12 protein-coding genes are annotated in these 16,713 nt (G+C 24.6%); 7 read left to right on the top strand and 5 right to left on the bottom strand.

Translation table 11 applies throughout. From position 1 onward, the window contains the following. Positions 1-18 precede the first annotated feature (18 nt). Positions 19-1,401 (bottom strand): adenylosuccinate lyase, encoded by a 1,383-nt coding sequence (gene purB, locus Bfest607_RS01995; RefSeq protein ID WP_500838588.1) that lies wholly within the window; start codon positions 1,399-1,401, stop codon positions 19-21. 73 nt (positions 1,402-1,474) lie between these two features. Continuing rightward, positions 1,475-2,587, bottom strand: coding sequence for a tRNA 2-thiouridine(34) synthase MnmA (gene mnmA / locus Bfest607_RS01990; protein ID WP_500838084.1), 1,113 nt, complete (start codon positions 2,585-2,587; stop codon positions 1,475-1,477). A 664-nt stretch (positions 2,588-3,251) separates the two neighbouring features. On the opposite strand from mnmA, the gene Bfest607_RS01985 reads away from it, so the two are divergent. Further along, positions 3,252-3,809 (top strand): transglycosylase SLT domain-containing protein, encoded by a 558-nt coding sequence (locus Bfest607_RS01985; RefSeq protein ID WP_500838587.1) that lies wholly within the window; start codon positions 3,252-3,254, stop codon positions 3,807-3,809. 227 nt (positions 3,810-4,036) lie between these two features. Here the strand turns inward: Bfest607_RS01985 and Bfest607_RS01980 are convergent, their stop codons facing one another. After that, positions 4,037-4,681 (bottom strand): winged helix-turn-helix domain-containing protein, encoded by a 645-nt coding sequence (locus tag Bfest607_RS01980; RefSeq protein WP_500838083.1) that lies wholly within the window; start codon positions 4,679-4,681, stop codon positions 4,037-4,039. Between the two features lie 420 nt (positions 4,682-5,101). On the opposite strand from Bfest607_RS01980, the gene Bfest607_RS01975 reads away from it, so the two are divergent. Beyond that, positions 5,102-7,258 carry a TonB-dependent receptor domain-containing protein gene (locus Bfest607_RS01975; protein WP_500838082.1) on the top strand — a complete coding sequence of 719 codons (2,157 nt, stop codon included), beginning with the start codon at positions 5,102-5,104 and terminating at the stop codon, positions 7,256-7,258. A 13-nt stretch (positions 7,259-7,271) separates the two neighbouring features. Here Bfest607_RS01975 and infA read toward each other — a convergent pair whose 3' ends face one another. Continuing rightward, positions 7,272-7,490 (bottom strand): translation initiation factor IF-1, encoded by a 219-nt coding sequence (gene infA, locus Bfest607_RS01970; RefSeq protein ID WP_500838081.1) that lies wholly within the window; start codon positions 7,488-7,490, stop codon positions 7,272-7,274. 118 nt (positions 7,491-7,608) lie between these two features. Next, the gene (trxB, locus tag Bfest607_RS01965; RefSeq protein ID WP_500838080.1) at positions 7,609-8,583 is read right to left on the bottom strand and encodes a thioredoxin-disulfide reductase; all 975 of its coding nucleotides are present in this window, start codon (positions 8,581-8,583) and stop codon (positions 7,609-7,611) included. A gap of 380 nt (positions 8,584-8,963) precedes the next feature. Here trxB and Bfest607_RS01960 point away from each other — a divergent pair, with 380 nt between their 5' ends. From Bfest607_RS01960 to aroA, 5 genes are all read left to right on the top strand, one after another. Beyond that, positions 8,964-11,378, top strand: a complete 2,415-nt coding sequence (locus Bfest607_RS01960; RefSeq protein WP_500838079.1) for a DNA translocase FtsK — start codon at positions 8,964-8,966, stop codon at positions 11,376-11,378. A gap of 68 nt (positions 11,379-11,446) precedes the next feature. Further along, positions 11,447-12,109, top strand: coding sequence for an outer membrane lipoprotein periplasmic chaperone LolA (lolA, locus tag Bfest607_RS01955; protein ID WP_500838078.1), 663 nt, complete (start codon positions 11,447-11,449; stop codon positions 12,107-12,109). Between the two features lie 502 nt (positions 12,110-12,611). Then, positions 12,612-13,925, top strand: coding sequence for a serine--tRNA ligase (serS, locus tag Bfest607_RS01950; protein ID WP_500838077.1), 1,314 nt, complete (start codon positions 12,612-12,614; stop codon positions 13,923-13,925). 224 nt (positions 13,926-14,149) lie between these two features. After that, complete coding sequence (serC, locus tag Bfest607_RS01945; protein ID WP_500838076.1) at positions 14,150-15,253, top strand: 3-phosphoserine/phosphohydroxythreonine transaminase; 1,104 nt, start codon at positions 14,150-14,152, stop codon at positions 15,251-15,253. A 108-nt stretch (positions 15,254-15,361) separates the two neighbouring features. Continuing rightward, complete coding sequence (gene aroA, locus Bfest607_RS01940; protein WP_500838075.1) at positions 15,362-16,678, top strand: 3-phosphoshikimate 1-carboxyvinyltransferase; 1,317 nt, start codon at positions 15,362-15,364, stop codon at positions 16,676-16,678. The last annotated feature ends 35 nt before the right edge of the window (positions 16,679-16,713 follow it).

The following is a 16,713-nucleotide window of genomic DNA, read 5'->3' as shown; positions in this document are numbered from 1 at the left end:
AGTATTGTTTTGATTTTATTATTCTATTTTTTCTATATCTGATGCTAAATTAGAAGCTAACCCGATATACTCGGATGGAGTAATTTTTTGAAGTTTTATTTTTTCTGATATTGGCAACGGTAGTGATTCAATAAATACTTTTATTGAATTAGCATTTATATTTGTATTAAAAATAAAGTCTTTTGTACGTTCATATGCATTATTAATATTATATTTTCTCATTATTGTTTGTAGTGCTTCACTTAATATCACCCAATTTTTGTTTAAGTCTTGAGATAGATATGTATTATTAATTTCTAATTTTTCTATTCCTTTTAATGCATTTTGGTAAGCAATTAACGCATATCCTACAGCTACTCCTAAATTTCTTAAAACAGTAGAGTCGCTTAAATCTCGTTGCCAACGAGATATAGGTAATTTTGCAGAGAAATGTTTTAATATAGCATTAGATAAACCCAAATTTCCTTCAGAGTTTTCGAAATTTATGGGATTAATTTTATGAGGCATAGTGGATGATCCTATTTCAGTATTTTTATATTTTTGAGTAAAATAATTTAAAGAAATATATCCCCATACATTTTGGTTAAAGTTTATTAAAATAGTATTAAAACGAGCAATACAATCAGATATTTCAGCAATATAGTCATGTGGTTCTATTTGTGTTGTATATGGATTCCATGATATTCCTAAAGATGTAACAAATTCTTCATCAAATCGTCTCCAATTTACATGTGGATATGCCATAACATGAGCATTATAATTTCCTACTGCTCCATTTATTTTTCCTAAAATTTTAATTGATTGTAATTGATGATATTGTCGAATTAATCGATATGCTATGTTAGCCATTTCCTTTCCCATAGTAGATGGGCTAGCTGGTTGTCCATGTGTTCTAGAGAGTATTGGAATATCTTTATAATAAATACTTAATTGTTTTATTGAATTAATAATTTTTTTCCATATTGGTAATATAATTGTATTTTTAGTACGAATTAACATTAATCCGTATGCAAGATTATTGATATCTTCTGATGTACAAGCAAAATGAATGAATTCATTTACTTTTTTTTTTAATCTGGGAAACTCATTAATTTTTTTTTTTAAAAAATATTCTATGGATTTTAAATCATGATGTGTGCTTTTTTCTATTTTTTTTATATTTTCTGCATCTGTAATGCTAAAGTTAATAACTAAATTGTTTAAAAAGTTACGTTCAATGTTAGTAAATACAGGAACTTCTATAATTTCTTTTGTATTCGATATTTTTTGTAACCATAAAATTTCAACTTTCACTCGAGATTTTAATAGTCCAAATTCACTAAAAATCTTTTTTAATGGATAAGTAAGATCATAATAACGTCCATCAATTGGAGATATTGCAGTTAAAGGAGAATATTCTATCATTAATACACCTATTATTTTATAAAAATTTAAATTAGTTCTAATTTGTATACTATTCAATGACTAATATTAATTAATCATTGAATATATGTGTACGCATTAAAGGAAATCTTTTTGTAATTATTCCTCCTCCTAAGCAACGTTTTTTTAAATAAAATACTGCCGATTGCCCAGGAGTAATTGCTGCCATGGGATATTTTAAAATAATCTTTAAAATATTTCTTGATATAGGATATATACAGCATTTTGCGTCTGGTTGACGATATCTAGTTTTAACAAGACATTGCAAAGGTGATGTTAATGCATCTTCTTCTATCCAAGATACTTGTTGTACAATAAATTGATTGGACATAAGGCATGGATGATTGATTCCTTGAGCTACAATTAATAAATTACTTTTAATTTTTTTTTCTACTACATACCATGGTTTTCCATTATTATTTTTTATTCCTCCTATGTTTAATCCTTTTCTTTGTCCTATTGTATAAAATGGAACACCTTGATGAGTTCCAATTTTATATCCATCTATATTTACTATAGGTCCTGATTGTATTGGTATATAATTACTAAGAAATTTTTTAAAATTACGTTTTCCAATAAAGCAAATCCCCGTTGAATCTTTTTTATTAGCTGTAATTAAATTTAATTGTTTGGCGATATTTCTAACTGTTGATTTTGTGAAGTTTCCTATAGGAAATAAACACTGTTTAAGCTGTTGTTGAGTAAGAGTGTATAAAAAATAACTTTGATCTTTATTAAGATCAATTCCTTTCATTAATCTAATTTTTTCATTGAAACGCATACAGCGTACATAATGTCCAGTTGCTATAAAATCTGCCTTTAAATCTTCAAGAGCAAATTCCAAAAAATATTTAAATTTAATTTCTTTGTTGCATAAAATATCTGGATTCGGTGTAAGTCCAATATTATATGATTTTAGAAATATTTTAAATACATTATTCCAGTATTCTTGTGCAAAATTTACAGTATGCAAGGGGATTTTTAGAGTATTGCAAACAGATTTTGCATCTAACAAATCAAATTTTGATGAGCAATATTCTTGAGAATCATCATGTTCCCAGTTTTTCATAAATAATCCTTCAACTGTATATCCTTTTTTTTTTAATAACCAAGCTGATACTGATGAATCTACGCCTCCAGATATAGCTACAATAACTTTTTTCATAAGATATACAATATTATATAATATTTTTTAAAATAGCTAATTGATAAAATTTAAGGTATTTGCAAATTTATATATTGTAACATGTAAATATTTTAAATGACTTATTATTGATTATATATTATTTGCATAAAATTCTATATAACATAATAAAATTACTTGTTTGACAAGTATGATATAAAATAACTAATGTATTTAGTTATTGTAATAAATATTTTTAGATTTTTTATATTACTGTTGAATGAATTATAAATAAGTATTTAAAAAAATATTCTTTTTTATTTAATTGTTTTATATAATTGTCATAATTGTTAAGAATTTATTTTTTAATATCTATTAAATTATTTTTTATTAATATTAAAATAATATGCATTATTGCATATTATTTGTAATTGTATTTCTTATGTAAAAGATAAAATTAGTTTTTATTGCATAGAAAATGACAAAATAAAATATTAATTAAGATTTTTGATTGTAACACTATATTAATTGATTAATTATATTATTTTTATAGTAAAATTAGTATTGATGATACTCAATTAATCAGAATTTCAAATATATATATGTAAAGATGAAATCATATTTAGTATATTTTATTATTTTGATAATAATGACTGGTTGTATAATTAAATCAAATTATATTCACAATAATAAAGGTGCTTTATCTATGTTAAATCAGAAAGAAAATTATTTTTATTCAAAAAAACAAATATGTTCATCGGGAATGTATGATGGATATATAAATCATTATTCTAAATCTTACGGAGTAGATGCATCGTTAATAAAAGCTATTATTCAAGTAGAATCAAATTATAATCCAAATGTTATTAGCAAATCTAATGCTGTTGGATTAATGCAAATTAAGGCTGATACTGCTGGTAAAGATGCATATCGTTTAAAAGGATGGACTGGACAACCTAGTACTTTAGAATTAAAAAATGCTATTATTAATATTGAATTAGGTACTGCTTATTTATTTATATTACAAACTCAATTAGAAGGTATAGTGAATTTGCAAACTAGGCAGTATGCTATAATAGTAGCATATGTAAATGGATTAGGAGCATTGTTAAAAATTTTTTCTACAGTAGACAAAATTCAAGCCATAAAAAACATCAATAAACTTAATCCAGAACAGTTCTGTCAATATATTCAATATCATCATCCTTCTGATCAAGCTTATCGTTATTTACTTAAAGTTAATTCTGTTTATGTTATTAAATAATAAAAGTTGCACTAAAAATTAGTATATTATATGATAATATAATCATATATGTTGTGTATTAATGAGGTGGATTGTATACATATATTAAGATTTTAAAATGAATTAGCAAAAACTTTTCAAGTATGTTAATAAACATGACAAGTGTTGTGTGATATATTAATTTTTGGTGTATAGTAACTGAATATTTTTAACGTTATAAAATCATGTATTTAAAATTTGTTATTCAATTATAATAAAGCGAAATCATTAAATTCAAATTCTGATATAATAGAAAAAGTACAAATATCACATGGATTTATTTCTTTAAAACAATATAATTTAATGTTATTAGTTTGATTATACAAGTATATAAAACCTATAGTAAATATAAAAAATAATGTAATTATTAAAGTAATAATATATTTAATATAAGTTTTAGTGTGTAGTGTGTTAATGGAATTATGTGATGTTATATTGTTATTATTATTAGTATTTGAAATATCATAATGAGCTGATTGATTTGTAGGAAGACAATTGTTTTCTGGTTTATTCTGTATTTTTTGTATTATTAGTTTACTATTTAATTTTAATCCGCGTTTAGGGATTGTTAAAATAGAGGATGAATCTAAACCAAAAGAAACTAAATTTTTTCTTATTAGACTAATTTGTTGATTTAAATTTCCATGTGATGGTTCCAAACCATATGATTTCCAAACAACTGTAAATAAATGTTCTCGAGTTACTGGAGTTCCAGTATTACGATTTTTAATTAATTCTTCCAGGATTCGACCAGCAGAATTAGATAATTTTATTAAATTAGTATTATCATGAGTTGATTTTAATATATATTCTGCTGTATCAAAAGTTACATTTGAATGAATAATATATTTCATTTAACAAATTCTCATATTACACACAAATAAGCAAATTTATGTATATATACATAAACGACTCATTTGTATTATTATTATTTTTAATAACATAGATACATAAAAATTATATTTATTATTTAGTAAAAATAAAATTGTCTAAAAGAATACAACAAGATATTTTAAAAATCTAGTGTATATTATCGCATTTTTGAAAAAATTACAAATATATAATATTAATGATATATCATCAAGATGATCTTTTAATAAGATAAATATTGTGATACAATGACTATTATAGAGTTAATAATAATATTTTTAAAATTTTAATAGATTATTGTATATAATTTAGTGATTGTGATTATACAAAAAGGATATATAATGTTATTCAAGTATATATCTATTTTTTTTAGAAAAGAAATAATTCATTTTATTATAATATGTGTGTTTATTTTATATTTAATTAATGATGCTAATGGTAATGATAAATCAAATGATTCATCTAAAAACGATTTGTTTTCTGTATCTAATGAAAATAAATTGTCTTCTTTTTCTGAGTTAGAGAGAAGTAATGATAAAATAATTACTGTTACTGCTGATATAAACACTTCATTTATTTCTTCTTCTGTATCTGATTCTATAAAGTTGTCACAATATTCTTCATGTATGAGCGATTCTGTAGATTATTTAAAAACTATTCCAGGATTTTCTATAATTCGTAATGGAGGCACTAATAATGATTTTATATTTAGAGGTATGATTGGATCTAAAATACGAGTGTTAACAGATACTAATGAAATGATTGGAGCGTGTTGTTCTCGTATGGATCCTTCCACGGCTTATATTGATCCAGAAACTTTTGACATTTTAAATATTATTAAAGGACCTCAAACAGTATTATGGGGACCAGTGACTGCAGGAGGGATATTACGATTTCAACGTTATCATCCTTATTTTAATTCATCGCAAATTAAAACGCGTAGTAATGTAATAATTGGATCAAATGATAGTGTATATAGAAATATAGATAGTATATTTGGGAATCAATATGGATATGTCAGATTAATAGGTAATTGTAATTATTCTGGAGATTATTATGATGGTAATAATTTTCAGGTTCATTCTTCTTGGTATAAATGGAATGCGGATACTGTTTTATCATTAAATTTAAAATCCAATACATTTTTAGATATTAATTTAGGGCAAGGAAATGCTAATGCAGATTATTCAAATAAAGATATGGATGGGTTATGTTTTGCTAGAGAAAGTTATGGATTAAAAATAGAAACTTCAGATATTAGTGATGTTTTGAATACGATAGAAATTCAATCTTGGCACCATCATATACATCATATTATGGTTAATTCTACTTGTTCTGAGATAAAGAATTTATCAATGTTAACGACATCCCTTTCAAAAAAATATTGTTGTTGTGGTACTGATGAATCTAATACTGACATTAATGATGTAGAACGATCTTTATGGGGATCTCGAGGTCTTATTACATGTCAATGGAGGAATTTTCAATCTTATAGTGGTATTGATATTCAAATCAATCAACATAAAAAAAATAATAAATTTTGTTCTGATTCAAAAATAGATAATTATTCTTTAGATGCAGGAATATTTAATGAATTTGTTTTGTATATGTTATCAAATAAAAAAATTATTGGAGGAATTAGAATAGAACACAGCATTATGGATGTATATGATAAGTATAATAATGTTTTTTATAAAAATAATATTACATATCCGGCTGGGTTTATACGATATGAGAGTATTGTATATCCTTCTTTATCGTATTATTTTGGCGCAGGCATATGTCAACGTCTACCTGATTATTGGGAAATTTTATTAAATAAATTTAATTCAAATGATATAGAAAAGAAGAATTTGGTTTTTTTTCAATTAAAACCTGAAAAAACTTTACAAATGGATATAGGCGCCCATTTTCAAAAATCAAAAATAAATGGATGGGTAACATCTTATATTGGACATATAAAAGATTTTATTTGTTATAATTATAATAATAGTAGTAGTGATGATATTGCATCAATTTCAAGAAACATAATTAATCATTGTAATATAAATAACGTAAGCGCTAATATATGCGGAGCTGAAATGGGATTAAGTTGTAAATTTGGTGATTATTGGTATGGAGAGAGTAATGTATCATGGTCTTGGGGAGTTAATTCAGATAATAATCATATATTACCAACAATACCTCCTTTAGAAGGCAAACTTATATGTAAATTTAAAAAACAAAATTATAATTTAGGAATATCATGGAGATTAGTATCTTCATCACAATATATAGAAAGGTTTTTTCCTGTTTTTTGTTATTTTCCACATAATTCTTTATCAAAGAACCACATTAATACAGTAAATACCGCTGGTTTTGGAGTATTGTCTGCATATTTATCATGGAAGATGCTTAATTATTACACATATAGTATTGGTGTTGATAATTTATTTAATAAAGTGTACAGAGAACATGTAATCAATACAATAAATAATTACAATTTATTTGAAAGAAATCATGAAAAACCTGTTTATGAGCCAGGCCGAACTTGGTGGATTAAAGCAGAAGTTATATTATAAAATGAATTAGTTATTATCTGCTACGAAAAGTAATGCGTCCTTTACTTAAATCATATGGAGTTAATTCTACAGTAACTTTGTCTCCAGTTAGAATTCTAATATAATTTTTTCTAATTTTCCCAGAAATATGAGCCATAACTATATGACCATTTTCTAAGCGTACCTTGAACATGGTATTAGGTAAAGTATCTAATACAGTACCATTCATTTCGATATTATCTTCTTTTATCATAAAATTCTCTTTTTATAATAGTAAAAATTATCTAGTTGTACTATAAATAATTTAATGATTATACATTTTTATATAAAAAATGTATTTTTTATTTTAAAATTTACTTAATTTAATTAAATTAGTGAGTTTGTATAGTAGATAAAAATTTTTCTGCATCTATCGCAGCCATGCACCCTGTTCCTGCAGCAGTAATTGCTTGTCGATAAGTATAATCCATGACGTCTCCTGCTGCAAATATGCCAGATACGGAAGTAGCAGTAGAGCTTCCATTACTATTATTTTCAAGGTTTACGCAAATATATCCATTATTGTTTAATGATAATTGATGGCTAAAAATATTAGTATTTGGTTGATATCCAATTGCAACAAATACTCCTTTTAGATCAAGAGTATACTTTTGTAGAAGTACTGTATTTTTTATAAGCAATCCGGTTACTCCTAAATTGTTACCTAATATCTCTTTTACAATACAATTAGTATGCAATACAATGTTTTGTGTTTGTACTTTTTCCATTAATCTATTAATTAGTATTTTTTCTGCCGTAAATTGAGAACGCCTGTGTATCAGGTGTACTGTACTAGCGATATTTGATAAGTATAAACTCTCTTCTACTGCGGTATTACCTCCTCCAATCACTGCGACAACTTCTTTATTAAAAAAAAATCCATCACAAGTAGCGCATGAAGATACACCTTTTCCTTTATATTTTGTTTCAGAAGGTATACCTAAATTTCTAGCATATCCTCCGGTGCTTATGATTAGAGCATTACATGTATATTGATTTATATTGCCATATAGTATAAAAGGATATTGTTTAAAATTGACTTTGATGATATTATCGTTAATGATCTTAGTATTGAATTTCATTGCATGAACTTTCATTCGGTTCATAAGGTCAGGTCCTGTTAAATTTTCTGGAGTTCCAGGCCAATTTTCTATGTTCAAGGTAGAACTTAATTGTCCACCTATTTCTAATCCTGAAATTAATACAGGATTTAAGTTAGCACGAGCAGAATAAATTGCTGCTGTGTATCCAGCCGGGCCAGAACCTAATATAAGTAATTTACAATGTTTAATTTTATTATTATGCATAATAGATATATTCCTTTTTAATCCTTTTTATCTATTGAACTATTTATTTACATTTTAGTATAACATTAGTATATACATAAAGTATATTTTATGTGATTAAATATTTTTTTGTTTTATTAAAAATATAAGTATTATCTATTGATAATATATTTGATGAGTAATGTTAATAAAGGTATATATAATAAATTTTTTAAAATTTAATTTAATTAATATTAAATAATAAAAAACCTAATTTTTAAATTATAGTTAGTATACGTAATATAATATTTAAATATAATATATTTATTTATATTTGAGTATTGTAGTTCTTAGTTTAATATAATATTAAATTAATTTGTTTTTAAAAAATTTTACGTTAGATTTAATTAAAAATAATTTTAATGATTAGCTTGGTATTGGTATATATCATTATTTTAAGTGTTATATTTTTATATATAACAATCATATTATTTAGTTTTGATCCATCAGATCCTGGTTGGATGCAATCTGTCAATTATAATGAATTAATTTGTAATAATGTAGGAGGTATATTAGGAGCTCAAATTTCTGATTTTTTATTTTTTATGTTTGGGGTAGTAGCTTATGTTATTCCATTATTTATTTTGTTTAATTTATGGAAAGTTTTCTTTAGAACTAATAGAATCACAATTTTTACGTTTTTTTTAGAATTAATAGCAATATTTATATTTTTGATAATATGTTGTACGTTGGCTGCATTTATTATTGATGATATTTTTTATTTTCCATCTGGAGGGGTTGTAGGTAGTATATTGTTTGATGTTCTTACAGTTTCTCAATATTTTTCATCATATTGTGTTATTTCTAGTTTATGTTTAATTTGTATGATTGCTTTTATATGCCTTTTAGGTCAAAATTTTTTAGATTTAATAAAAATAATGTATAAAAAAATAATATATATTATACATATTATTTTTATTAAATTTACAGGGTATATAAGTACCCAGGATAGTAATATTCAACAAGCGTTTTTTCGTTCTCGTATATTTTCATTTATTTTTTTATTAAAAAAATATATTGTATATTCAAAATTTTTTAGTAAAAAAAATAAAATGAATCAGTCATATGATAAGTATTGTCATACAAATATTAATTTTGTTCAATTAATAAATTCATTAATACCTAAAAATGATGTTTCGGTTTCTTCTGTAATTAATAATTCATTTTTAGATTGGAATATATCAAATAAAAAATCTCAAAATATAGCTGCACGTAAGTTGAATCAACCTTCATCTTTAGTAAATTTTCATCAAAACAAACAACAGCATTCTAATCATGATACTAAATGTACAGATATAATTGATAGTGTCAGTAATAACCATAAAAATTTGGATACTAAAATTAACAAATTTTCAGAAAAAATTGCTTATAAAAATGCTTATGTGTCATCTAATAGAGATGAAAATAAAGAACTAACTTTTTTAGGGTTAGATTATCATAAGTTAAATAATAATTTACATAATTATCATAATTTTAAAAAAAATCCGTCTATTAATTCAAATTTTAAAGAACACGTTTTATCTGAAACTAACGTTATTCATTCTCACAATACCCTAGTTCCTGAAAAATATAATAGTAATACATATTTAGTTTTACCTGATATAAATTTTTTAATATCTAATCCTAAAAAGAGACCAATTAATTATTCCAAATTTAAAAAAAATGCTAAATTAATAGAAGAAAAATTGTTAGAGTATCGTATTAAAGCAAAAGTGATAAAAATTACTTCAGGACCAATAGTTACTTTTTTTGAATTAGATTTATCTTCTGGAATAAAATCATCTAAAATTTCTAGCTTATCGCGTGATTTAGCTCGTTCTTTATCTGTAAATTCTGTTCGGGTAGTAGAAATAATTCCTGGTACACCATATATTGGATTAGAAATTCCTAATATTAATAGAGATGTAGTATATTTAAAAGAGATAATTAGTTCAAGTAGTTTTCGAAATATGAATTCTCCATTAGCATTAGCATTAGGAAAGGATATTTTTGGTCATCCTATGATTGTGGATTTAAGAAATATGCCTCATTTATTGGTTGCAGGCACTACTGGTTCTGGAAAATCTATAGGAATTAATTCAATGATCATCAGTATATTATATAAATCTACTCCGGAAGAAGTACGTTTTATTATGATCGATCCTAAAATTTTGGAATTATCAGTATACTCAAATATTCCACATCTTTTAAAAGAAGTAGTTACAGATATGCAAGATGTTAGACCTATATTACAGTGGTGTATTGAAGAAATGGAACGTCGGTATAAATTGATGTCTGTACTTGGTGTTCGAAATTTAGAAAATTATAATTATCAAATAAAAAAAATTATATCTACATCACATCCTATTAAAAGTGATATATTTTTATTTAAAACAACTGAAAAACTTCCTTATATTGTGATTATTATAGATGAATTGTCTGATTTGCTAATGACTGACAAAAAAATAGAAATATTAATTATTAGATTAACTCAAAAAGCACGTGCAGCTGGAATTCATTTAATATTGTCTACGCAAAGACCTTCAGTAGATGTAATAACTGGATTAATTAAAGCAAATATCCCAGCTCGTATGGCTTTTACTGTATCTAGCAAAATAGATTCTCGTACTATTCTTGGGCAATCTGGAGCTGAATCTTTATTAGGAATGGGAGATATGTTATACTTACCTGCTAATTCTTCTATGTTGATTAGAGTGCATGGAGCGTATGTACAAGATGAAGAAATACATGCAGTTGTTAAGTTTTGGAAAACTAAAAAAAATAATTACCTTGTATGAATTATATTCAATATTATTTATTTAAAATTACAATGAATTTTTAAAATTTAACTAGTCTTTAAGTATACATGGTGGTTTTTGTGAATAAGGAATGTTGTTATTTTATTCGATTGTTAGCATATATTTCTTTTTTGTATATTTTTGTATTACAGTTAGCGCAAACTGACATTGAATCACCATCTTCTATTCTACAGAGTAGATTAAGTTTAATAAATAATTTGTATGTTCGTTTTGTTCAAAAAGTTTATTTTATTGATTGCAAATCAAATATACATATTTCGAAAGGTGAATTGTGGATAAAACGACCTAATTTGTTTCATTGGCATTTTAATAATCCTGATGAGTGTTTTTTAATTTCTGATGGTCAGACACTTTGGTTTTATACACCTAAACTTAATCAAGTTACGGCATATTGTTTAGAAGATCAAATTTCTAGTAATGTTTTTTTAGAATTATTGTTAAATATTAATTCTTCTGTGTATTATAATTATAATATTATTCAAAAAAAAGATTGGTTCTATTTAACCCCAGTTGCAAATAATGCTCTTAATTCAAAAAAGTATAAAATAAAAATTACTAAGGATGGAATAATTAATCAAATTGATATTTTAGAAGAACATGAACAACATATTAGTTATTATTTGTCTAATCAGTGCATTAGATCAATTAGTTTAGATAAATTTAAATTTTTTATTTCTAAAGATATGCAGTTAGATGATCAAAGAAGATAAAGTTCATACTTTATTATATTAGAAATAATATTAAAATATATGAATAATTCTATATTAAATTAATTAATATTCTACTATTTACAATAGCGCATGAAAATATTACAAATTAATTTTTTATTAAATTTGCAGTTTATTTATTCAAGAATAAATTTGTAATTATATATTTTTTATTTTTATACTAATTATGGTATTCTACATAGGTGTGAGTACATATTTAAATTTCACATTAAGTAATCAAGAATAAAATCTGAAAAGTTATTAAATTATGTAAAAATATTTTATGTAAAATAGTAAGTTTAATTTAGTAATAAAAAATGCATTAGTCTTAAGTATATATATTTATATATGAAGAGTATTTTGAATTAAGAGTAAAATTATATATTTATTTAGATTAATATTTATTAATGCATAATAATTAATTATAATTTTAATATAAAAGAAGTTTTTTAATTTTGTCAACTATGTATTATTAGTGTTATATGGTATATAATAATTTTTATATATGTTAGATCCGAAATTGTTGTATAAAAATACAGATTGGGTTTTCGAGAAGTTAGCTCGAAGACATTTTTTGTTGGATGTAGAGAAATTAAAACAACAAAATGATTTACGTAAGGTTTTACAAAAAAAAATAGAAAAAATACAAACTGATAAAAAGATTATTTCTAAAATTATTGGAGAAATTAAAAGTCAAGAAAAAGATGCTCAATCTTTATGTAAGAAAGTCGATTTATTAAATGCCGATTTAATATTGATTAAGTCAAAAATTAGAGTTTTAAAAGAAAAAATAAAAAAATATCAATTATCTTTGCCTAATATTCCTGATGATAGTATTCCTGATGGTTCAACAGATCGGGATAACTTAGAGGTTATGCGTTGGGGTAATTTAAATCATCATGATTTTAAATTACTTGATCATGTAACATTGGGAAAATTAATTGGAGAGATAGATTTATCTAGCTCATCAAAAATTACTGGAAGCCGTTTTTTTGTATTAAAAGGAAAAATAGCACGTTTATACAGAGCTTTATCTCAATTTATGATGGATATACATATTAAAAATCATGGATACGAGGAGTATTATGTTCCTTATTTAGTAAATATAGAATCTTTATATGGTTCGGGTCAATTACCTAAATTTGATAAAGATTTATTTCATATGCAGTCAAAGTCTGTTACTAACAATAATTGCAATAAAATTAAGAATAAATTATTTACATTAATACCGACAGGAGAAGTTCCGTTAATCAATTTAATGAGAGATATTACTATTAATGAGGATAAACTGCCTATTAAAATGGTTGCAAATACTCCATGTTTTCGATCAGAAGCTGGAGCATATGGATATAGTACACATGGGTTGATTCGTACTCATCAGTTTGACAAAATTGAATTAGTACAAGTAGTACATCCAAATCAATCTACTCAAGCATTAGAAGAAATTACTCATCATTCAGAACAAGTATTACAACTGCTTGAATTACCTTATAGAAAAATGTTATTATGTGCGGGTAATGTTAGTTTTGCGTCATGTAAAACATATGATTTAGAAGTTTGGTTACCAGTTCATAATACTTATTGTGAAATTGCTTCTTGTTCGAATGTAACAGATTTTCAAGCACGTCGTATAAAAGCTCGATTTAGAAATAAAACTCATAAGAAAACGACTTTTTTGCATACGTTAAATGCATCTGGAGTAGCTGTGGGTAGAGCGTTAGTAGCTATTTTAGAAAATTTTCAGTTAAAAAATAGATGCATTAAAATACCTTCAGTATTGCATTCGTATATGAATGGAATTACTCATATTTATTATTAATATTAATAGTAGTTTATTTTATATATTTTTATACTCTTAAATAATTAAGAGGAGTTATGCGATGTCGTTATTTATGATAAAAAATAAAAGATTAAACATATATTTTTATTTATTTTTAGAAAAACATAAATAATTATTATTTTCTTTTTGAAAATAATAATTAACATTTATTGGTTTAATTATATATTAGTGTTATTGATTATTAAGATTCTTAAAACAATTATATGAAAAAAAAATTTAATTTTAGTGCAGGACCATCAATGTTGCCAGAACCGGTATTACATCAAATAAAAGAGGAGTTACTTAATTGGAATAATCTTGGAATATCAGTCATGGAGATTAGTCATCGTAGTACTGAATTTATAAAATTAGCCCAAGTAGCACAAAATAATTTAAGAACAATTCTTAATATACCTAGTAATTATGTTATTCTTTTTTGTCAGGGAGGAGCTCGTGCTCAGTTTTCAGCAATTCCTATGAATTTATTAAAAAAATCTACAGATAGTATTGATTATATAAATACAGGTTATTGGGGATATAGTGCAGCAGTAGAAGCTCAAAAGTATTGTAATACTAACATTATAGATGTTCTTGATAAAAATTCTGATAAGCGGTGTGTTGTTCAACCTATTAGTGAGTGGAATATTTCTAAAAATAATCTTTATATTCATTATTGTCCAAATGAGACAATTTCTGGAATATTTATTAAAGATATTCCAGATTTTTTTGGAAAGAAGATAGTAATTGCTGATTGTTCTTCAATGTTATTATCATGTCCTATAGATATTAGTCGTTTTGGAATAATATATGCATCAGCTCAAAAAAATATTGGTATTTCTGGTTTAACAGTAGTCATTATTCGAAAAGATTTAATTCAAAATACTAATTTTAGTTATCAAAAAATACCAACTATTTTAAATTATCAAGTTCTTTTAAAGAATAATTCAATGTTTAATACTCCAGTAACTATATCTTGGTATATAGCTAATTTAGTTTTTGAATGGATAAAAACATTAGGAGGACTAGAAAAAGTTAATGAACTTAATAAAATAAAATCAGCTTTATTATATCAGGCTATAGATAGTAGCAATTTTTATTACAACAATATTAGTCATAAGTATCGATCTAAAATGAACATCCCCTTTTTTTTAAAAAAAGAAAAATTAAATCGTTTATTTTTAGAAGAATCTGAATCTTTTGGATTATATGGATTAAAGGGACATAAAATTTGTGGAGGGATGAGAGCGTCTTTGTATAATGCTATGCCATTAGAAGGGGTATATAACTTAATTAAGTTTATGAATTTTTTTGAAAAAAAATATAATTAAAATAATAAAGAAGTATTGTAATAATAAATTCATTTAATAAAGTTGATAAAAATTTATTATTCAATAAAATAATTTAAGTTGATTTATTATATAAAGTTAGTAAAAAAAATGAACAATTTTATTAAATTAAATCCAATAGAAAAAATAAACGGCACTATATCTCTTCCTGGATCAAAAAGCATTTCTAATAGAGCACTATTATTAGCGGCTCAATCTGTTGGAACTACTCGATTGATTAACTTACTTGATAGTGATGATATTAGGTATATGTTAAATGCATTATATATTTTAGGAATAAAATATCGGTTATCTACTGATCGTAAAATTTGTGAAATTGACGGAATAGGTGGTCCATTACAATTACAAAATAAAAATCACATTATTAATCAATTAACTTTGTTTTTAGGCAATGCTGGAACAGTTGTTAGACCTCTTGTTGCAGCATTATCTATAAAACCACAAAATATTATATTAACTGGAGATATTCGAATGCAAGAAAGACCTATCCATCATTTAATAGATGCTCTACGGCAAGGAGGAGGAAAGATAGAGTATATACAAAAAAATTATTATATTCCGGTTCATTTAAATGGTGGTTATTATGGTGGAGAAATTGTTCTTCAAGGAAATATTTCAAGTCAATTTTTATCTTCTATATTAATGATGACTCCATTGGCCCCAAAAAATACATGTATTAAAATTGATGGAATATTAGTATCTAAACCGTATATCGATATGACTTTATCAGTTATGAAGACTTTTGGTATTACTATACAACATCAAGATTATCGAGTTTTTTATTGTGAAGGAAATAGAGTATATCAATCTCCAAAAGAGTATATAATTGAAGGAGATGCATCTAGTGCTTCTTATTTTTTGGCAGCAGCAGCTATTAAAGGTGGTACTGTAAAAGTTATAGGAATAGATAAATATAGTAAACAAGGAGATATTTATTTTGCTAATGTATTAAAAAAAATGGGAGCTCTTATTTTTTGGGGGAATAATTATATAGAATGCACTCGAGGAGTAACTTTAAACTCCATTGATATTGATGTTAATCATATACCTGATTCAGCAATGACTCTTGCTGTAGTTGCATTGTTCTCTGTAAATAAAAAAATTCCTATGATATTACGTAATATTTATAATTGGAGAGTTAAAGAAAGTGATCGATTATATGCGATGACTACTGAATTAAGAAAAGTAGGAGCAAAAGTAATAGAAGGTTATGATTACTTATACATTTTTGCTCCACAGAAAATACAATCAGCTTATATTAATACTTATTATGATCATCGTATAGCAATGTGTTTTTCTTTGATTGCTTTGTCTGGTGTGTCAGTGACTATTGATAATCCTAAATGTGTTTGTAAGACTTTTCCGGATTTTTTTAATCAATTTTTTAGTATTAGTGATACAAAATAAAATCTTTTATTGTACAGTAGTCAAACAAGGTTATT

It is taken from the genome of Candidatus Blochmannia festinatus (nom. nud.) (assembly GCF_059936355.1).
Note: the sequence above shows the minus strand (reverse complement) of the source record. Positions and strands in the feature narration are given on the sequence as shown.